Origin of the sequence: Thalassorhabdus alkalitolerans, from assembly GCF_042656525.1 — a bacterium.
GTDB lineage: Bacteria > Bacillota > Bacilli > Bacillales > Marinococcaceae > Thalassorhabdus > Thalassorhabdus alkalitolerans.
This window is the reverse complement of record NZ_JBHSOZ010000003.1, coordinates 926,047-943,853: the sequence shown is the minus strand read 5'-3', so window position 1 is coordinate 943,853 and position 17,807 is coordinate 926,047. Positions and strand designations below refer to the sequence as shown.

General features: G+C 41.0%; 23 protein-coding genes. 18 read left to right on the top strand and 5 right to left on the bottom strand.

Features of this window, described 5'->3' with window-relative positions:
- Genes gvpN through ACFPU1_RS07400 form a run of 8 tightly spaced genes read left to right on the top strand, consistent with a single transcriptional unit; the run spans window position 1 to window position 4,308 of the window.
- Window positions 1–1,332 carry a gas vesicle protein GvpN gene (gene gvpN, locus ACFPU1_RS07435; RefSeq protein ID WP_385939832.1) on the top strand — a complete coding sequence of 444 codons (1,332 nt, stop codon included), beginning with the start codon at window positions 1–3 and terminating at the stop codon, window positions 1,330–1,332.
- An 11-nt stretch (window positions 1,333–1,343) separates the two neighbouring features.
- On the top strand, window positions 1,344–2,105 hold the full coding sequence (locus ACFPU1_RS07430) for a GvpL/GvpF family gas vesicle protein (protein ID WP_385939830.1): 762 nt from the start codon (window positions 1,344–1,346) through the stop codon (window positions 2,103–2,105).
- Window positions 2,105–2,356 (top strand): gas vesicle protein GvpG, encoded by a 252-nt coding sequence (locus ACFPU1_RS07425; protein ID WP_100399748.1) that lies wholly within the window; start codon window positions 2,105–2,107, stop codon window positions 2,354–2,356. The genes ACFPU1_RS07430 and ACFPU1_RS07425 overlap by 1 nt, the downstream gene beginning before the upstream one ends.
- A gap of 10 nt (window positions 2,357–2,366) precedes the next feature.
- Complete coding sequence (locus ACFPU1_RS07420) at window positions 2,367–3,206, top strand: GvpL/GvpF family gas vesicle protein (protein WP_385939828.1); 840 nt, start codon at window positions 2,367–2,369, stop codon at window positions 3,204–3,206.
- A complete protein-coding gene (locus tag ACFPU1_RS07415; RefSeq protein WP_385939826.1) occupies window positions 3,196–3,429 on the top strand; it encodes a gas vesicle protein in 234 nt (77 codons plus the stop codon). The genes ACFPU1_RS07420 and ACFPU1_RS07415 overlap by 11 nt, the downstream gene beginning before the upstream one ends.
- Window positions 3,430–3,442: 13 nt before the next feature.
- Window positions 3,443–3,742, top strand: coding sequence for a gas vesicle protein K (locus tag ACFPU1_RS07410; RefSeq protein WP_054635010.1), 300 nt, complete (start codon window positions 3,443–3,445; stop codon window positions 3,740–3,742).
- Window positions 3,743–3,783: 41 nt separating this feature from the next.
- Entirely contained in the window at window positions 3,784–4,107 is a 324-nt protein-coding gene (locus ACFPU1_RS07405; protein WP_054635009.1) for a gas vesicle protein, read from the top strand.
- Window positions 4,108–4,110: 3 nt separating this feature from the next.
- Window positions 4,111–4,308: a hypothetical protein gene (locus tag ACFPU1_RS07400; RefSeq protein ID WP_054635008.1), complete on the top strand. Its 198-nt coding sequence runs from the start codon at window positions 4,111–4,113 to the stop codon at window positions 4,306–4,308.
- 49 nt (window positions 4,309–4,357) lie between these two features.
- Here ACFPU1_RS07400 and ACFPU1_RS07395 read toward each other — a convergent pair whose 3' ends face one another.
- A complete protein-coding gene (locus ACFPU1_RS07395) occupies window positions 4,358–5,569 on the bottom strand; it encodes a DUF418 domain-containing protein (RefSeq protein ID WP_385939823.1) in 1,212 nt (403 codons plus the stop codon).
- Between the two features lie 294 nt (window positions 5,570–5,863).
- Between ACFPU1_RS07395 and ACFPU1_RS07390 the strand changes: the two genes are divergently transcribed.
- From ACFPU1_RS07390 to ACFPU1_RS07370, 5 genes are all read left to right on the top strand, one after another.
- Window positions 5,864–6,682, top strand: coding sequence for a polysaccharide deacetylase family protein (locus ACFPU1_RS07390; RefSeq protein WP_385939821.1), 819 nt, complete (start codon window positions 5,864–5,866; stop codon window positions 6,680–6,682).
- 202 nt (window positions 6,683–6,884) lie between these two features.
- Complete coding sequence (locus ACFPU1_RS07385) at window positions 6,885–7,676, top strand: FixH family protein (protein ID WP_385939819.1); 792 nt, start codon at window positions 6,885–6,887, stop codon at window positions 7,674–7,676.
- A 178-nt stretch (window positions 7,677–7,854) separates the two neighbouring features.
- On the top strand, window positions 7,855–9,378 hold the full coding sequence (locus ACFPU1_RS07380; protein WP_385939817.1) for a cell wall-binding repeat-containing protein: 1,524 nt from the start codon (window positions 7,855–7,857) through the stop codon (window positions 9,376–9,378).
- Between the two features lie 109 nt (window positions 9,379–9,487).
- Window positions 9,488–9,646 (top strand): DUF1540 domain-containing protein, encoded by a 159-nt coding sequence (locus ACFPU1_RS07375; RefSeq protein ID WP_385939815.1) that lies wholly within the window; start codon window positions 9,488–9,490, stop codon window positions 9,644–9,646.
- 145 nt (window positions 9,647–9,791) lie between these two features.
- Entirely contained in the window at window positions 9,792–10,970 is a 1,179-nt protein-coding gene (locus tag ACFPU1_RS07370) for an FtsW/RodA/SpoVE family cell cycle protein (RefSeq protein WP_385939813.1), read from the top strand.
- A 58-nt stretch (window positions 10,971–11,028) separates the two neighbouring features.
- On the opposite strand, the gene ACFPU1_RS07365 is transcribed toward ACFPU1_RS07370, so the two are convergent.
- The 3 genes from ACFPU1_RS07365 to ACFPU1_RS07355 all read right to left on the bottom strand — a co-directional run bounded on the left by ACFPU1_RS07365 (window position 11,029) and on the right by ACFPU1_RS07355 (window position 11,756).
- Entirely contained in the window at window positions 11,029–11,214 is a 186-nt protein-coding gene (locus ACFPU1_RS07365) for a YvrJ family protein (protein WP_385939811.1), read from the bottom strand.
- Window positions 11,215–11,293: 79 nt separating this feature from the next.
- Window positions 11,294–11,512, bottom strand: a complete 219-nt coding sequence (locus ACFPU1_RS07360; RefSeq protein WP_054634999.1) for a DUF2922 domain-containing protein — start codon at window positions 11,510–11,512, stop codon at window positions 11,294–11,296.
- 28 nt (window positions 11,513–11,540) lie between these two features.
- On the bottom strand, window positions 11,541–11,756 hold the full coding sequence (locus ACFPU1_RS07355) for a DUF1659 domain-containing protein (protein WP_100399738.1): 216 nt from the start codon (window positions 11,754–11,756) through the stop codon (window positions 11,541–11,543).
- A 135-nt stretch (window positions 11,757–11,891) separates the two neighbouring features.
- Here ACFPU1_RS07355 and ACFPU1_RS07350 point away from each other — a divergent pair, with 135 nt between their 5' ends.
- The 5 genes from ACFPU1_RS07350 (at window position 11,892) to ACFPU1_RS07330 (ending at window position 16,900) form a co-directional block, all read left to right on the top strand.
- Window positions 11,892–12,536 carry an SDR family oxidoreductase gene (locus ACFPU1_RS07350; RefSeq protein WP_385939809.1) on the top strand — a complete coding sequence of 215 codons (645 nt, stop codon included), beginning with the start codon at window positions 11,892–11,894 and terminating at the stop codon, window positions 12,534–12,536.
- A 172-nt stretch (window positions 12,537–12,708) separates the two neighbouring features.
- Complete coding sequence (locus ACFPU1_RS07345; RefSeq protein WP_385939807.1) at window positions 12,709–15,183, top strand: heavy metal translocating P-type ATPase; 2,475 nt, start codon at window positions 12,709–12,711, stop codon at window positions 15,181–15,183.
- A gap of 165 nt (window positions 15,184–15,348) precedes the next feature.
- On the top strand, window positions 15,349–15,882 hold the full coding sequence (resA, locus tag ACFPU1_RS07340) for a thiol-disulfide oxidoreductase ResA (RefSeq protein ID WP_385939805.1): 534 nt from the start codon (window positions 15,349–15,351) through the stop codon (window positions 15,880–15,882).
- A gap of 90 nt (window positions 15,883–15,972) precedes the next feature.
- Window positions 15,973–16,569: a CPBP family intramembrane glutamic endopeptidase gene (locus tag ACFPU1_RS07335; RefSeq protein ID WP_054634997.1), complete on the top strand. Its 597-nt coding sequence runs from the start codon at window positions 15,973–15,975 to the stop codon at window positions 16,567–16,569.
- 16 nt (window positions 16,570–16,585) lie between these two features.
- Window positions 16,586–16,900, top strand: coding sequence for a thioredoxin family protein (locus ACFPU1_RS07330; protein WP_054634996.1), 315 nt, complete (start codon window positions 16,586–16,588; stop codon window positions 16,898–16,900).
- Window positions 16,901–17,020: 120 nt separating this feature from the next.
- Here the strand turns inward: ACFPU1_RS07330 and ACFPU1_RS07325 are convergent, their stop codons facing one another.
- Entirely contained in the window at window positions 17,021–17,779 is a 759-nt protein-coding gene (locus ACFPU1_RS07325; protein WP_385939802.1) for a (S)-benzoin forming benzil reductase, read from the bottom strand.
- Between the last annotated feature and the right edge of the window lie 28 nt (window positions 17,780–17,807).

Sequence of the window (17,807 nt, the reverse complement as noted above, 5' to 3'; positions counted from 1 at the left end):
ATGGCAGCAGAAAAAATAGACACCAAGGAAGAAAAAAACGAACAAGCTGAAGATAAAAGAAGCTCACAGCCGCAAAAGAAGAAAAAGGGGCAAGAAGAATTAACCTCCTCTTCAAAAGAGAAAGCATCTAGTAGTACGAAGAAAGAGAAATCGGATTCCGGCAAAAAAAATACAAGCAGCCGGAAAAAACCTACAGTGAGTGAAAGAAGAAAGATTGGTTCTCCTAAAGTAAACAAGCCGAAAACAGGAGAACGTAAAACCTATCCATCTGCAGAGGAACAAAAGAGAAAGCAAACAAAAAGCAAGAAGAAGACTGAGCAGAAAGACCAGCAGCAAGAGAAAGCAAGGGAGAATACCCAGCAAAAGAAAGAAGATAGCAAGAACATCAAACAAAACAATCAATCACAGGATAGTAATACTTCCAAACAAAGAGAGCATCACCGAAATGTAGACATGGCGAACTTTGTAGAAACTTCTAAAATCAAGGAAATTTCTAATCGGTCAAAGATGTATCTGGAAGCAGGATATCCTGTCCATTTTATCGGTCCAGCCGGTGTAGGGAAAACGTCTCTGGCACTTCATATTGCTCGTCAATACGACCAGCCTATCATGCTCTTGCAGGGAAATCATGAAATGTCCAACTCAGATCTCTTAGGAGGCATGACAGGATATACGAGCAGCAAAGTCATTGATAACTATGTCAGGGCTGTGTATAAAAAACAGGAAGAAGTTAATGAAAAATGGAGCAAAGGACGCTTGGTGGAAGCTGTCAAAAATGGTTACACCTTAGTCTATGATGAATTTACTCGTTCTCGTCCTGAAACAAATAATTTATTTTTATCTGTTTTGGAAGAAGGAATATTGCCGTTATATGGAACAAAGCAAAATGAAAGCTTTGTCCGTGTCCATCCGAATTTCAAAGTTATTTTTACGAGCAATCCAGAAGAGTATGCTGGAGTATATGAATCTCAGGATGCATTATTAGACCGTTTGATAACAATGGAGTTGGATGCTGGTCATAACAGCAATACAGAGCTTGACATTGTTAAAGAAAGAACAGATATATCGGATGATGAAGCAGAGCTGATTGTCAATCTAGTGAAGAAGATAAGGCAGCGTTGTGCTGAGGAAGATGAACAAGGACCAAGCTATAGAGCTTCAATTATGATCAGTGAAATAGCAGCGAAAAATGATATTTCCATTCGTTCATCGGATGAGGATTTCGTACGGCTATGTAAAGATGTACTGGGGGCTGTCGTATCCAAATGTTTCGAAGGCGACAGCATTGAAGAAGCAGAAGATATGGTAGAAGAGGAATTGAGAAAGGGCTAGGGGGAAGCAAAATGAGTACAGAGTCAGGAAAATATCTGTTTTGTATAATTCAGACAAACGAAGAGAAAACATTCGGAAAAGCAAAATTAGCTGGCGAACATCGAAAAGTCTATACCATTTCTCATAAGGGTGTATCCATGGTAGTTGCCGATGCCCCAGTAGAAATCTATGAACCATCACGTCAGAATGTGAAGGCACATCAGGAAATGGTAGCTTCTGTGATGGAGCAATTTACCGTGATCCCTATGAGCTTTGGAAATGTGTTAAAAGGTGAAGAAGATGTAAAGATTCTTTTAGAAAAACTTCTTCCTCAATGTGATGAGATTTTTCCACGTATAGACAATAAAATTGAAGTCGGACTTAAGTTAATCGGAAAGAAAGAGTGGATAGAAAAACAGGCTAAGGAACAGCCGGCTTTAAAGCATCTGGAGTCCAATGTGGCTCAGCGAAATAAGGATGCAGGCTATTATGAAAAAATTCGCCTAGGAGAAGCAGCACGTAATTTCATGGTAGCTTTGCAGGTGGAATTTGAAGAAGAAATATTTAATCCTCTTGCTAAAATTGCTGATGCCGCAAAGAGTAATGAAGCGATTAGTGAGCGAATGCTATTGAATGGAGCATTTCTTGTGGATAAAGAAAAAGAGGAAGAATTTGATAAAAAGGTAAATGAATTGTATGAGAAATGGAAAGAACAAATCGACTTTAAATATACTGGTCCTTGGCCTGCTTATAACTTTATTGATATTAAATTAAAAGCAGCGGAGGGTGTGTAATGATTCGTAAATTGTTCACTTGGCCTCTAGACACAGTTGTATGGGTTGGTGAAAAGGTGAAAGAAGAAGTGGACAAAGAATTATACGACGTAGAACACATCCAAAAAAAACTCGCTCACCTTCAAATGATGCTTGAGATGGAAGAAATTTCAGAAGAAGCCTATCAGGAGCAGGAAGAGGTTTTGCTGGCACGATACCGTATTGCCAAGAAAGCTGAACAGGAGAGACTAAGAGAAAGCCTGGAAGAATAGGGGGAGCATCATGCAAGTTGAAGCGGGCACTAGTAAGCTTATCTATTTATATGCATTTATCCCAACGGAGGAATATGAAGAAAATCCTTTACCCCATTTGAAAGGAATTGACCCACAGCATTCAATGGAGTGCATCGTGTTTGACCAGATTACTGCCATTACATGCCTGGTCAAACATGAAGATTTTTCTGAAGAAGTGTTGCAGAAAAAAGTAGAAAACATGGGGTGGCTGCAGGATAAAGCATTTCATCACCATGAAAAGATGAATGCTTTACATAACAGATATACTGTCATTCCTTTGAAGTTCGGGACGCTTTATGAAAATGAAGATCGAGTAAAAGAGGTTATGGACACTAACAAAGAAGGCATTATGGCTCAGTTTATTAAACTGAAAAATCAACAGGAATGGAACGTTAAAATCTACACAGACAAAAAAAAATTTATTGAGGAGGTTGAGGTTAGCAGTCCAGAAATAGAAAAAAAGAAACAAGAAATCAAAGATCTTCCCAGAGGAAAACAGTATTTTGAAAAAAAGAAAATGAGTCAATTTGTTGAAAATGAAGCTGACAAGGAGATTGACAGGTTTTGTGAGTGTTTTCATGAACAAATGACTTCATATAGCAAAGAAGAAGAGGTGAAAAAAAACTGGGAAAGAAACCTCACTGGACGAAAAGATGATATGTGCTGGAATGGAGCTTATTTAATACCCAAAGAAAAAGTAGAACAGACGCTTGCATTCATTAAAAAAATAAAAGATGACCATGAGAATTTCACTTTTGAAATCACCGGACCATGGCCCGCGTATCATTTTTCTAACTTTACGGAACGAGGTGAAACAAATGGCGGGTGAATCCTTACAGACAAAAGACGTTTCTCTTCTAGATGTATTAGATGCAGTTCTTGAAAAAGGAGTGGTGTTACGAGGTGATATAACCATCTCAATAGCAGGGGTAGACCTGGTCTATCTGGATTTAAGGATATTGCTTTCTTCAGTAGAAACTTTGATTCAGGCACGTGAGGAAGAGTTGAAAAGGACAATCAATGAAGAAAGAATAAATTTTACAGGTGAGTAAGGAGTGATTTATCATGGCAGACCAAGAGCTAGTTGAAAAACATAATCCGTCTGGACGAATTTCTCTGGATCCGGAAAAGGCAGAAGAAGGGTTGTCCCAGCTTGTTATGACCGTCATTGAACTCCTGCGCCAAGTAGTCGAACGTCAGGCAATGAGGCGCGTGGAAAATGGCAGCTTAACGGATGAAGAAATAGAAAAAGTAGGGGAAGCTCTAATGAATTTAGAGGAGAAGATGGAAGAATTAAAGGAAATCTTCAACTTAGATGATGATGATTTGAATATTGATCTTGGACCACTAGGCAATTTGATGTAATAAGCAAAATCTAATCATATGATGAAAAGGAGAGTGATCCCATGGATGAGATCAAACATCCAGCTCACCAATCAAGCAACCTCGTAGATGTGTTGGAAACGGTCCTGGACAAAGGGGTAGTCATTGCAGGGGACATTAAATTGAACTTAGCGGAGGTAGAGCTGATTACGATTAAAATTCGTCTTCTTGTAGCCTCTGTAGATAAAGCGAAAGAAATGGGTATTGACTGGTGGGAAAGTGATCCGCATTATTCCTCGAAAGCAATACGGATAGAGGAGGAGAATCAGCAGCTTCAAGAAAGAATTAAACAGCTGGAAGAACGTGTCGAAGGACAGCTGGAAGAACAGGAAAACAAAGGAGGCTGATTGATGAAAAAGAAGGATTTTTTTAAAGACCTGAAGCAGATAATCAGGGATTTAGAAAATCAGGATCAATCTATCGTGGGGAGGACAGAGGAAAAAAAGCTTGGACGGGGAAAGCGAGGCCCCACTTTGAGGTCTGAGTACGTGCTGAGAGCCAAAGTGGGGATCCAGGATGAGCAAAATAAAAGACAAGAAAGAGAGTGAGTTTGATTGACATCCTGCCCAGTTTTCCTTTTGTCATTCTTTTATCGTGCTATTGTTCCTTTTGGTGATAGGTCCATTTCCTCCATAATGCTTCCATTGGTCCCTGGCTTCTTTTTGAGAGCCATAGAGTGCTGAACACGACTTGTAAAAGATAAATTCCTATGGCTATTAAGATGCTTTCCACTATGTTCACAGAACCAAACAGACCAAAACCAAAGCCGTAAAAGATAAAAACAAGAATAACAGACTGCATAAGATAGTTTGTCAATGCCATACGCCCAACAGCAGCCAAGGGCACGAGCGCTTTGAGGCTCTTTATTCGTTGAATAAGAAGAACAAAGAAAGAGACGTAACAGAGCATAAGCAAAGGTCCGGCGATAATGTTTAGGCCGTCAGCCAAGCTTATGGCTAAGGAATATGGGATAGGAAAGAGATCAAACAATAAGAAGGTATAAATAGATGTAAGCAATACCCCGCTCCAGAAAGAATGAATGAAAAGGTTTCTCCATTTCTTTTGAAACTCCTCTGCTTTAGTAAACCACTCTTGTTTTCCGAAATATAAACCGATAAGAAAAATACCTAACACATTCGGAACGGTTAAGAATAGGTTAAGAAGAACGTAAAATACTTCTTCCTGAATACGAAAAGCGAGAATTTCCCCGTACGTGCCTTCAGAAAACACCTGGTAAGCAGCTGCAATGTTATTTTGTATGTCAGCCCCCATGGCGTTTCCTTTCATTGTCAGAGCAATGGACGACAGGATAAAAAGCAGGCTTAATACTATCCACGAAACCCCTAATAGTGCTATGCCCCATGTAAGAATTACCTTTGGAGTTTTATCAATAAACAGAAGGAGAAAAAAACCTGCCACAGCATAAGTATGTAAGATATCACCAGACCATATGAAGATCAGGTGAATGAGTCCAAGAATCAGCAAAAAAGTCATTCTTCGCTTAAAAAAGGAATTTCCGTCTAAACCCCTTTGAACAATTCTGGAATAAAAGAAATAAAAGCCTAAGCCAAATAAAAGAGAAAACATAGGATAAAATTTTCCATTTACAAAAAATTCAATAACAAAATGGCCTGTCTGCTCAAGAAAAGGTGCTTCACCTAAGGGCTCAGGTACAATAACACCCTGCTTTTGAAATAGAGGGGACTTGAAAAACAAAATATTTGCAAGCAATATGCCAAGAAGGGCAAAACCTCTGATGACGTCAATGGATACTACTCTTTCTTTGCTTCTGGAAGCCTCCAGGTTCATCATTTTCACTCCCTTGTTTAGAAATTCTTACCTTGTCATCGTACATGATTCTACCCAGTAAAGGAACTAAAAAAGAAGACTCCCTTGCCCCTTCCGTCTGAAAAGGATTTGTTAAAAGAGGTTAGCGCTATAAACAGAGATTGTTTGATTTGATCTGTGTAAGTGTTCCAACTCATTTTCATATCAGCAGAGAGGTCTTTTGTTATGGAACAAATAACTGTTCAGTATTGATAACTATGAAAGAAGTATAAAAGAATGCATCTACCTCAAACTAAGCAAAACGGAGGTGGTGCAATGATTAGGAAGATATGTGAACGATTAGCTGTTTTCCTTGTGTGTTTATTGTTTTCTTTAGGATTCGTCTCCTCATTGGCAGCTGCCCCACAGCCTGAGGATCCGGAGGACATTCCACAATTAGAGGGGGGGCCTGAATATGCAGAAAGAGATCCATCACCGGTGGACATTGGTATTTTACACCAGCAGTACCCTGAAACGGTGATTTACAGAGGGTCTCACGATGTAAGCCAGGTTGCTTTGACTTTTGATGACGGTCCGGACCCAAGATTTACACCAGAAATTCTTGATATCTTGCAAGAGTTTGACGTCCCAGCTACTTTTTTTGTCCTGGGTGCTAGAGCTGAACGTTACCCGGAAACGATTTTACGAATGGAAAATGAAGGTCATGTTATTGGCAACCATACCTTCTGGCATCCTAACCTTGTAGTGGAAGGAATAGGACGATTAGATTGGGAACTTCCCCAGGCAGAACAAGTCATAGAGGAAACTGTCGGTTATCGCCCTCTGTTATTTCGTGCACCTTATGGTAATCTTAACGAGGACATTGTGGAAAGACTTGCCGACTTTGGAAACGTTGCAGTCGGATGGACAGTCGATTCCCAAGATTGGCGTCAACTTTCCGGAGATGAAATAGCAGCAAACGTTTTGACCAATACACAGCCCGGGGACGTTATTTTAATGCATGACGGCGGGAATTGGGATCAGGATCTTACAGGAACGGTTGAATCCTTACGGACGATTATTCCAGAGCTTCAAGCACAAGGAATTGAATTTGTTACGATCCCTGAGATGTTTAATATACCAAGGGCAAAGTAAATCATTTCACCTTGTCTGTCTGATTAAGGACCGTTCTCAGACAGACATTTTTTGTGAATGAAACAGCTGTTATGGACCACGGTAAACCTCTTTTGATCAATAAATGAATAAAAATTGTGAACGACACTCGAGGAAGGTTGTATCTGCATATGCGTTTCGGATATGATAGGCTATGATAACCTAGTCATAGGAGGGAAATAAAATGAAAGCTTTACATACAGCACTGCCAGCCTTGATAGCATTTGGAGTATTGTCAGCATGTGGTCAAGGTCAAGAAGAGGCACAGGAGCAATCAGAACAGCCTGCAAGCGGCGAGGAACAAGTGGAAGCAATTGAAGTTGAAATTTTAACCGAGAAATCTCAAAAGCCAGGAGAAGAATTTGAGCTAAAAGCGCTTGTTACTCAGGGGGACGATAAAGTAAACGACGCAAATGAGGTTGTGTTTGAAGTTTGGAAAGAAGGCGAAAAAGAAGAAAGTGATATGGTGGAAGCTACTGACGTAAATGAGGGTATATATACTGCTCCTTACACCATTGAAGAAGTTGGTGAGTTTGTTATACAGCCGCATGTGACAGCCAGAGGGATGCATAGGATGCCGACTCAAACCATTTCGACAGGAGACGCTGAAGAGGAGCACTCCGCCCACGGGGATCACGAAGACGGAGATGACCACGACCATGACCACCATCATGAGCACGATTCTGATATCCTATCCGTTGATTTTGCTGCAAAAGAAGGGGAAGAAGACGGGGAATCCTTATCTTTAATCGCAGACATTGAAAAGGAAAATGAAACATTAACAGAAGCTGAAGTACAGTTTGAAATTTGGCAGCATGGAGACGAGGCTCATAGCTGGGTGAAAGCAGATGAAATAGATCCGGGCAGCTATCATGCAGATCATTTATTTGAAGAAGAAGGAGAGTATCATATCGTCATTCATATTGAGAATGAGGAGCTTCATGAGCACATATCAGAAAGTGTTGAAGTTAAATAATTTTTCACGGTGAAAAAGTCTGCCCATTCGGCGGGCTTTTTTTGGTAGAACCCCCCAAAACTTAAGGACAGACGAAATGAATTTAGAGAGTTATATAAAAAATTGATAAATTTTTATTTTAAAAGTTAATGTGAGCGGGAAGGGAGAGAATAAGCAACTTAGAAAGGGGAACATATTTATGAAAAAAACAGCTTTGCGTATGTTTGGAACCTTAAGCATGGGGTCTGTGTTAATCTTTGCGACGGCATGTAATGAGGGAGCAGGTTCGGATTTGGAGAACGAAGCAGAAGGAGAAGAAACCAGCGGAGAAGATGTTGAGGAAATAAACGGTGAAGAAGAAAGTGAAGATATTAATAACGATCAAGACATTGATAATGAAGAAGATGATGACAGCCAAGAAGAGGAAAACGGAGATATTGAATCGGATGGTAATAATGAAGAAGGAGACCGTTCAGAAATAGCTGAAGAGCCAGAGGAATTGAATGAGCAAGCTTCCGAGAATGTAATGACGGATAGTACAAAAAATGTAACCCGCCTTAATGAAGAAGACCCTGTCTCTTTTTCAATCATGGCATCTCAAACACTTTGGCCTGCTACACATTCTGAAAACCAGCCAGGAACAGTCATTCTTGCTCCAGAGGGGGAGTGGCAGGCAGCTTTGGCAAGCTTACACCTGGTGCATCACCCAAATAACGGGCCGATCTTACTTACAGAAAATGGTGAGCTGTCAGATGATGTTCTTGACGAAATAGAACGTCTTAACCCTCAGGGGAATGAAAATGGAACAGAAGTGCTTATTGTTGGTCAAGAAAGTGAAAACATTGAGGAGGAGTTAAACGATTATGAAGTAGACTCAATTAATGAAGAAAACAACCACGCAGCCTTTGCCAAGCAGGTTGATGATTATTTTGCCGAAATCACTGGTGAATACAGTGAGACTGTTTTGATCGGTTCTATGGAGGAAGAACATAAAGAACTGACCATTACAACCGGAAATTGGATTTCGCATATGGATGAGCCGCTCCTCTATGTAGAGGAAGGAGAGATTCCTTCAGAAACCGCTGAAGCGATAGAAGGAAGAGAAGATGTGAAAATGTACGTCCTTGGCTCGGAAGATGTGATTTCAGAGGAGATTGTGGAGGATTTAGAGGCAGCCGGTGAAGTGGAACGCATTGAGGGACAAGATCCGACAGAGCTTTCCATTGCTTTTGCTCAATACAGGGATGATGATAATGACTTTGGATGGGGAGCTGATGAGCCAGGTAAAAGTGTTTCCTTTGTATCAACGGAAACACCAAGCATAGCGATTGCAGCCGCTCCTTTTGGCCATCTAGGTAAACATGCTCCAATGGTTTGGCTTGAAGAGGGTGAACTGAACGAAGAGGTATATGAATATTTAGCTGAATTGAAACCATTGTATGAAGAAAATCCAATGGAAGGTCCTTATAGTCATGCGTACGTAATGGGAGACACTGAGACCATTTCTTTCGAACAGCAAGGCATCATTGATGAAAAGCTGGAGATAGCCCCAGAGAATGAAGAAGATGCTCATGGCGCTCACGGAACAGAGGATGAAGACGAACAAGGAGAAATCTCAGAAGATGAGGACACTGATTTAGATGAAAGTGAAAACGACAATGAAATTGGTGATGAAGAAGACAACAATGAAAACGAAATAGACAACGAAGAGAATGATGAGTAGGGACACCCTCTTTATCATGAATGACCAGTAAAATCCTTCTTTCCTTTGTTTTACTTGCATTGATTCACGTGGTTTAAGACATGTTAAGTATCGAAAGGGGGATTTCATCATGGCAGTGGATGTGCTTTGTGAAGTAAGCAACTGTACGTATTGGGATGAAGGTAATAAGTGTGCGGCAGACCGAATTTATGTAGTGAGCCACACGGGAAAGGAAGCTGGAGACCAACACGAAACAGATTGTAAAACCTTTCAACCTGAACAACATTAATAAAAAAGGGATGCTTTTTCAGCATCCCTTTTTGTAATTATATAGTCATAATTGAGGGAGGATACAGACTTCTTACCTCTATACGTAAAGGAGAAAATGGTGTATTATTTTTATCAGACTTTAGAAGAATTAAGGTGATGGCCTGGTGGCTGGATTAAATACAGAAACAAATGAAAAACAGTATGATATCAATATGCTTTTTGTTCTTTTCTTATTTGCAGTGGTCAGCTGCTTATATATTTTTTATGCTCAGCAGATGCCACAGTATAGTGACAATTTTGCTGTTCGGCAGCTGATTTTTTATTTTGTAGCTTTTGGTTTGGCAATTGCCGTGCTGCATTTTGACTTTGAATACTATGCGAACATCTCCTGGGTGCTGTACGGGATCGGCTTACTAATGCTGCTTGTATTAGAACTTGCTCCTCAATCGATTGCACCAACCATTGCGGGGGCTGTAAGGTGGTTCAGGGTTCCTGTTATAGGATCTTTCCAACCCTCAGAACTAGTGAAGATTTTTCTCATCATTACATTAAGCACTGTGATTTACAAACATAACCTCAATAAAACGGAAAATAGCCTGAAAGCTGATTTTTGGCTGTTGGCCAAAATGATCCTCATTATTATTCCTCCGGTGTTTTTACTTCAGCGCCAGCCTGACATGGGGATGGTAATGATGACGGCTGCTATCTTTGTTTCCTTAATTCTTGTTTCAGGAATTTCATATAAATTGGTGTCAGTCATCATTGGCGGGCCGATATTAATGATCATCGGCTTTATCGGTGCATTTTTTCGTTTTCCTCACTTAGTTGAACAGTACTTTTTTAGTAATATCTCTGACTATCAGGTGAGAAGGTTTTATGGATGGTTAAACCCTGCCGAGTTTTCAGATGAAGGATACCATACGATGCAGGCTATGACAGCCATAGGATCAGGAAGGCTGTACGGCAATCCCGAAGCAGATGTTTACATTCCCGAAGCTCACACGGATTTTATATTTGCAGTTATCGGAGGAGAACATGGCTTTCTTGGGGCAGCATTCGTTATTACGCTGTATTTTGTCCTATTGTACCAGATTATGATGACAGCTCTTCGCTGTCATAATAGCTTTGGGACCTATCTATGCGCTGGAATTATAGGAATGCTCGCTTTTCAAGTGTTCCAAAATGTAGGCATGAATCTCGGCCTTCTTCCTGTTACAGGCTTCACCCTGCCTTTATTAAGTTACGGAGGAAGCTCTCTTATGGCTACCATGTTCGCCATAGGAATTGTTTTAAGTGTAAGGTATCATTCAAAGACGTATTTCTTTGATAGTAACAAGCAATAGAAAAGCCCTGATTGGCGCTGGTGAGTTTAATTTAACCGGCTGCCAAAAAGGGCTTTTTTTAACCTGTTTTTTTTGAACTCTCCTGTGGTTCAATTGTCGACTGAGAGTGTAAGGATAGCTTACTGGTCATATTTTCAACAGCTTTGATTAAGGTGTCAAGTTTCTTTTCCATCCGGTACAGCAGATAAAAAGAAATGACCACGGCAAAGCTGTAATCACCTATTGCTGTAAACCAAGTCTCCATTTTCTGTGCCTTCCTTTCCCTGCAGAGTAAAAAATCAACCCCAAAACAATATTGTTTTGGGGCATAGAAAACCATGCAATTAGCTTGCAAAAATTGTGTCTACCGAACGACTCACAATGCGAGCGTCTCGTTTTGCCACGAGATTACCTCCACTTGATATGAATCCATTCCCTGCAATGACAGCATCCATGGCAGCACTGACTGTTTCTTCAGTCAAATTATCTAGGGGGTTATCGAGAGCGATCGTCACGATGTTTCCCAGCTCGTTTTCGAAACGTAATTCCAAGCGTTTTGTCATTTTGTTCTCCTCCTTCTTGTGTTAAAGGTTATTGGGCCAGATCATATTGATTTACACGGTAAGAACTGATAACCGTATATCCCTGCAGTGGTGCGAGGGTCTCTACAATACTGATAAGAACTTCGTTGGAAACGTCTGTTTTAATGTTATTAAAATGTTTGCTCATATACGTGGGCTTCCCTTCAAGGTCAGTGCCTGTTTCAAAAACGATGGTTAGACGTGAATCAAGAGTCAATTCGTTCATTTTCTCACCCCCTTTCACTATCTAAATAGCATCTATGACTGAAGAAGGAGGAAAAGAAATGTAAAAGATAAGTGTATGGTTTGGCAAAGTGAAAAGGAGGGAAATATCACTTGATATAAAAAGGAGTGTGGAGTAATGAGAGTTCTTATTGTTGGAGCAAATGGAAAAGTGGCCAGACATAGTCTCCGTCACTTTAAGGATTCCGATAAACACGAAGCTGTCGCGATGATTCGGAAGGAAGAACAGGCTTCAGAGCTCAAAGAGCTTGGCGCCGCAGAAACAGTGATAGCAGATTTGGAAGGAGATATTTCACATGCATTTAATGGGATAGATGCAGTGATATTTGCAGCCGGTTCCGGTCCTCATACAGGTGCAGATAAGACGGTGCTCATTGATTTATGGGGGGCAATTAAAACAATTGATGAAGCGAAGAAGCAAGGAGTCAATCGTTTTGTAATGATAAGTGCAATTAATGTAGATGATCCGGAGGAAGCCCCGGAAAAAATGCGTCACTACGTGGTAGCAAAAAAATTAGCAGATGATCACTTAAAAGCTAGCGGTTTGGACTATACGATTGTAAGACCTGGTCCTCTTACCAATGATGACCCGACAGGGCAGCTTTTAATAGAGGAGAAAATCGGACATCGAAACGGGGAAATCACTCGTGGGGACGTAGGTCATGTCGTTTTTGAAACGGTAGATAAGGAAAATACCCACCACAAAGTGTTTGAGATTCTAAATGGTGAAGCACTGCTGGAAGAAGCTATTCAGCATGTATAAGGTTTAATGAGATGGAGTCCCGGTCGTAATGATCGGGACTTTTTTTCGTGCATAAGAAAATGGTATTCTTCATGTATTCTTCATATTTAAAAAATACAATAATGATGGTAAGCAAAAAATAACCCAATTCTATGTTTTTTCTTTAAAATAGAGAAGAAAGGGGGAGAGACAGTTGCAAAAACAAGAATTCAACATTAAGGGGATGACTTGTGCCTCCTGTGTGAATAGAGTAGAGAAAGTTGTTTCGAGAATAGAAGGAGTTTCATCTGTACATGTTAATTTGGCAACCTCTAAAGCTATGGTAACAGCAGAGGAAGAAATAAATCAGGACGCTGTACAAAAAGCTGTGGAGAAAGCAGGCTTTGAAGCGGAACCAGCAGATAACATAGACAAACAGACAGAAAATCTTCAATTTAAGATAGAAGGAATGAGCTGTGCCTCCTGTGTGAACCGAATAGAAAAGATGATATCCAAAAAAGACGGAGTTCAGGCCGTCAGTGTAAACCTGGCTGCCGGGCAGGCACAAGTGGAAACATACAAAGGAGCAGTCCCGGCCGGTGAGATAGAAAAAAGCATAGAAAAAGCCGGGTTTTCTGCATCACTGGTCAATACAAAAGTACAAGAGAAAGAAGCGAAAAATGATCCTCAGGAAGAAGAGGCATCTCACCTTAAAAAGAGCTTTTTATGGAGTGCCGTTGTGACCACCATTGTACTAATTGGAAGTATTCCCCATATGATGCATGAGTGGGGAAACTGGGTCCCAGCCTGGCTCTCTTCCCCATTTTTATTGCTGATTTTAACAACATATGTGCAGCTGGGTCCTGGATGGCGTTTTTACCACAACAGCTATAAAGTGTTAAAGCATGGGTCAGCGGATATGAATGTATTGGTAGCGATGGGAACTACTTCTGCCTGGCTGTACAGCGGGGCAATGACCCTATTCCCGGATACACTGACCGCTGCAGGATTTCCGTATCAACTTTATTACGATGTAACAACAGTTATCACCACGTTAATTCTTTTAGGTCGTTATTTTGAGGCGAAAGCCAAGGGGAAAACATCTACAGCCATCAGGAAGCTTATGAATATGCAAGCCAAGACTGCGAGAATTGTAAGAGGAAATGAAGAAATGGAGGTGCCGGTGGAGGAGGTTCAGGTTGGTGATCTGATAAGTGTTCAGCCTGGTGAAAGAGTCCCTGTTGACGGATTTGTGACTCGGGGTGCTTCTTCAATAGATGAATCCATGTTAACTGGTGAATCCCTTCCTGTAGAGAAAAGAGAAGGGGATGAAGTTATTGGGGCTACAATTAATCAAACGGGCCACTTTACTTTTAAGGCGACGAAAATAGGAAAGGAAACAGCTCTTTCACAAATCATAAAGATGGTAAATGAGGCACAGGGATCAAAGGCTCCGATACAGAGGGTTGTTGACGTTGTATCTGCCTATTTTGTACCTGCGGTTGTACTCATTGCATTTCTCACGTTTGTCATATGGTTTTTTGCCGGGCCTGAGCCGACGTTTATTTTTGCTTTGACAACTTTTATTGCTGTCTTGATTATTGCTTGTCCTTGTGCCTTAGGGCTTGCAACTCCTACAGCCATTATGGTGGGCACTGAAAAAGGGGCTGACAATGGAATTTTGATTAAAGATGCGGAAAGCCTTGAACGTGTCCATAAGGTAGATGTTGTGGTGCTGGATAAGACAGGGACCATTACAGAAGGAAAGCCTAAGCTGACAGATGTTCTCCCGGCCAAAGGATTTGATGGAGATACATTATTAACACAGGCTGCCTCTGTTGAGAAAGGGTCAGAGCATCCGCTGGGAAAAGCGATTGTTGAAGGAGCAAAGGAAAAAAAACTTTCCCTGCAGGACCCTGATCATTTTCAGGCACTTGTTGGGCGCGGACTTGAAGCAAATTTAAATTCAAACAAGGTATTAGTTGGAAATGAGAAGCTGATGAAGGAACGAACCATAGATATTTCAGACTATAGCGAACAAGCTGCTGAGTTAGCTGAACAAGGGAAAACCCCTATGTACGTTGCAGTTAACGGGACGTTTGCAGGTCTGGTGGCTGTTGCTGATACTTTGAAAGAAAATGCAGCAAGCGCTGTCCGTTCTCTTCACCAAATGAATTTAGAAGTGGTCATGCTTACTGGCGATAATGAAAAAACGGCTAAAGCCATTGCCAAAGAGGCTGGGATTACACGTTTTATTGGGGAGGTTCTTCCAGAAGATAAAGCAGCTGAGATAAAGAAACTTCAAGGGGAAGGAAAAAAAGTGGCAATGGTTGGAGACGGCATTAATGATGCTCCAGCTTTGGCACAAGCCGATGTCGGCATAGCTATTGGCACAGGTACAGACGTGGCCATGGAAACTGCGAGTATCACGTTGATGCAGGGAAATATTGAAAAAGTGGCTACTTCTATTAAGCTGTCAAAAGCTACGATGAGAATGATCTGGCAAAACCTTGGGTGGGCTTTTGGGTATAATATTCTTTTGATTCCGGTAGCTGCGGGTTTATTGTACCCTCCTGCAGGAATTCTGTTAAATCCGATGCTTGCTGGTGCAGCCATGGCTTTCAGCTCTGTATCTGTGCTGTTAAATACTTTGAGGCTTCGAAGATTCAAAGCAGTGCCTTCCAGGTAAGATGAAGAAGGGCTTTAAGGCATGCCTCGCTTTCTATTGAGGCATGTTTCTATACAACTGAAACGTGACATTTATCTGAAGACAGTGTGTATGTATTGAAGTGCCTGTCCTATTCATGAGAAAATAGGAACCATCAACTTGGAATAGAAAAATTGGGGGATGAGTATGTCAAAGAAGCGTAGATTTATTATGCGCTCTTCTGTCCTTGGGGTATTGGCCATAACACTTGCCTACGTATTTTATACAAACTTTATACAAGAAGAACAAACTCTTGTTCAAGAAGGAGATGCTGCCCCGAATTTCTCCCTTTACAATATGGAAGGGGAACAGGTAGAGCTTGCAGATTATGAAGGACAGGGTGTGTTCTTAAACTTTTGGGGAACATTTTGTCCTCCTTGTGAAGACGAAATGCCATACATGGAAAACCAATATGAGGTGTATGAAGATCAAGGAGTTGAAATTTTAGCAGTAAATGTTGGAGAGTCTGACTTGGTGGTTGATCGTTTCGTCAGCCGGCATGCCTTAACATTTCCTATACTACTAGATGAAGATCAGGCTGTTCTTGACCATTATGGTGTAGGCCCCTTGCCTTCTACTTTTTTAATTGACGCAGAAGGGGAAGTAGTGGATATTATCACTGGTGGAATGACAGAAGAGCATGTAGCAGAATACATGGAAAGAATAGCTCCTTCCACATAAGACATCACAACTAGCTGTGCCACCCGGTTTTTAATGAAGCCGGGTGGCATTTTCAAAAGGGAGTGATCTTAGATAGGCAGGGACGAAAATATGGAAAGAGATATTACTTTTAAAGCAGTGTGGGCAGGTTTTTTTATCTTTATTTTCATTGGCTTTATGATCCTTATTTTTGGTATGGGAGATGAAAGATGGTTTTATCTCCTGTCTCTTTTTGGCGTGGAGAATATTTTTTTTGAGCTTATCGCAGGGATAGCCGGCGGAGGAATTTTTGCGGGCCTTACCTGGCTTGTCTATAAGTTCAGCCGGGCTTCCTTTCCAAAAAATGAACAAACAACCTTGATTCTGCAATTAATGAATAAAAGGTTCGGCATAGCTACCATCGCCTGGGGGGCAGGGGTTTCTGAGGAGTTTTTATTTCGAGGAGTTCTTCTTGGCTTACTTTGGATTCACTTTAATGAAATATGGGCACTTTTGATATCTTCTCTTGTTTTTATGGCTTTGCATATTCCCCAATACAAAGGTAGTTTGGTTATGCATACCATTGTTCTGATGATGGGATTATTTCTTGGCTGGCTTTTTATTCAGACAGGAACGTTATGGGCTCCGATTATGGCTCATGCTGTATATAACGGAGTAATCTCTTATGCAATTAAATATAGAATTCTACCTATAGAAAGTGAAAGATAGGGAAGGGGGAAGTGATTTGCAAGAGATCACATCGGCAGAAGAACTTGAGAACGTCCTTGATGATAACATGCAAAGAGCCTTTTTACTTTTAATCAAGGCGCCGCGGTGTACGGTCTGTGAAGCAGTTGAGCAGCAGCTGACCAGTTTCATGAACGCGTATTCCTCGGTAATAGTTAACAAAATTTCCTTGGAAAAGGTGCCTTCTGTATCCGGGAAATTTCTGGTTTTTGCAGCTCCTACTATTCTGATCTTTAAAGGTGGAAAAGAAGTATGGCGTGGCTCTAGGTTTATTTCTTATGATGAGATGGAAAGGGTTTTTCGTAACATGTAAAGAGGCTGGGATAAAAAACATTTGTTAATTCAGAAAAACGCTGTTATTTCCAAGGAAATAACAGCGTTTTTCATAGCAAACAGATATGTGTAGTTTGGTTTGACATCGGTGGGGAGACTGTTAAAGAAATTGAGTAATATCAAGAAGACTTCCGTTTTTTAGAGAAGGATCGTTTAAGAGGTTTTCCAGCGCTTCAGCTGCTTTCTCCGGAGGAAGCAGCTGGCCTTTTTCCTTGTAGGCGCGAAACTGTTCTACTTCCTTAAATTCTTCTTTTGTTCTTGACCGAATCGCTTCCTGCATGGAAGTGTCCACGATCCCTGGAGCGAAGGAATAGATTTGCACAGGGTTATTTCCTTGCTCTTCCTGTTCGAGGGCGGCTGTCTGCGTGTAAAGGTCTAAACCAGCCTTAGCGCTGCAATACGCTGTCCATCCATATATAGGCTGCTTTCCAGCGCCGGATGAAATATTTACAACTTTCTTGTTCGCTTCAAACTCCTTACTGTGCTTAATAAATTGTGATGTGAGTATCATTGGTGCTGTTAGATTTACTTGAATGTTTTTTGCTATGTCTGCTGGTTTTGTATCTTCAGCCGGAGAGACCGGATCAATCATGCCGGCGTTATTTATTAAAATAATTTCATTTGACTCCTCGGGGGAAATAACTTGAAAGACAGCTTCCATTACTTGCTCAGTCTGGGTAGTATCAGAAAGGTCAGCAGAAAAGAAGTCAACCGCTGCTCCTGTTCCTTTGGCTTCTTCTACAATAGCCGTACTCTTTGTTCTCGATATCAAAAATAAGTGATGACCAGGCTTTAGAAAACGGGAAGCGACAGCTTGTCCAATCCCTTTTGAAGCTCCTGTAATAATAATATGCTTCATTTTCGATTCCTCCTTTGAGGTAGTAGAG

Bases quoted from the DNA above. Each gene is read 5' to 3' on its own strand.
- resA (WP_385939805.1), top strand. From the start codon at position 15,349: ATGTCAAAGAAGCGTAGATTTATTATGCGCTCTTCTGTCCTTGGGGTA.
- ACFPU1_RS07430 (WP_385939830.1), top strand. From the start codon at position 1,344: ATGAGTACAGAGTCAGGAAAATATCTGTTTTGTATAATTCAGACAAAC.
- ACFPU1_RS07415 (WP_385939826.1), top strand. From the start codon at position 3,196: ATGGCGGGTGAATCCTTACAGACAAAAGACGTTTCTCTTCTAGATGTA.
- ACFPU1_RS07375 (WP_385939815.1), top strand. From the start codon at position 9,488: ATGGCAGTGGATGTGCTTTGTGAAGTAAGCAACTGTACGTATTGGGAT.
- gvpN (WP_385939832.1), top strand. From the start codon at position 1: ATGGCAGCAGAAAAAATAGACACCAAGGAAGAAAAAAACGAACAAGCT.
- ACFPU1_RS07385 (WP_385939819.1), top strand. From the start codon at position 6,885: ATGAAAGCTTTACATACAGCACTGCCAGCCTTGATAGCATTTGGAGTA.
- ACFPU1_RS07325 (WP_385939802.1), bottom strand. From the start codon at position 17,779: ATGAAGCATATTATTATTACAGGAGCTTCAAAAGGGATTGGACAAGCT.
- ACFPU1_RS07365 (WP_385939811.1), bottom strand. From the start codon at position 11,214: ATGGAGACTTGGTTTACAGCAATAGGTGATTACAGCTTTGCCGTGGTC.
- ACFPU1_RS07400 (WP_054635008.1), top strand. From the start codon at position 4,111: ATGAAAAAGAAGGATTTTTTTAAAGACCTGAAGCAGATAATCAGGGAT.
- ACFPU1_RS07335 (WP_054634997.1), top strand. From the start codon at position 15,973: ATGGAAAGAGATATTACTTTTAAAGCAGTGTGGGCAGGTTTTTTTATC.
- ACFPU1_RS07410 (WP_054635010.1), top strand. From the start codon at position 3,443: ATGGCAGACCAAGAGCTAGTTGAAAAACATAATCCGTCTGGACGAATT.
- ACFPU1_RS07405 (WP_054635009.1), top strand. From the start codon at position 3,784: ATGGATGAGATCAAACATCCAGCTCACCAATCAAGCAACCTCGTAGAT.
- ACFPU1_RS07425 (WP_100399748.1), top strand. From the start codon at position 2,105: ATGATTCGTAAATTGTTCACTTGGCCTCTAGACACAGTTGTATGGGTT.
- ACFPU1_RS07395 (WP_385939823.1), bottom strand. From the start codon at position 5,569: ATGAACCTGGAGGCTTCCAGAAGCAAAGAAAGAGTAGTATCCATTGAC.
- ACFPU1_RS07380 (WP_385939817.1), top strand. From the start codon at position 7,855: ATGAAAAAAACAGCTTTGCGTATGTTTGGAACCTTAAGCATGGGGTCT.
- ACFPU1_RS07420 (WP_385939828.1), top strand. From the start codon at position 2,367: ATGCAAGTTGAAGCGGGCACTAGTAAGCTTATCTATTTATATGCATTT.
- ACFPU1_RS07355 (WP_100399738.1), bottom strand. From the start codon at position 11,756: ATGAACGAATTGACTCTTGATTCACGTCTAACCATCGTTTTTGAAACA.
- ACFPU1_RS07350 (WP_385939809.1), top strand. From the start codon at position 11,892: ATGAGAGTTCTTATTGTTGGAGCAAATGGAAAAGTGGCCAGACATAGT.
- ACFPU1_RS07360 (WP_054634999.1), bottom strand. From the start codon at position 11,512: ATGACAAAACGCTTGGAATTACGTTTCGAAAACGAGCTGGGAAACATC.
- ACFPU1_RS07390 (WP_385939821.1), top strand. From the start codon at position 5,864: ATGATTAGGAAGATATGTGAACGATTAGCTGTTTTCCTTGTGTGTTTA.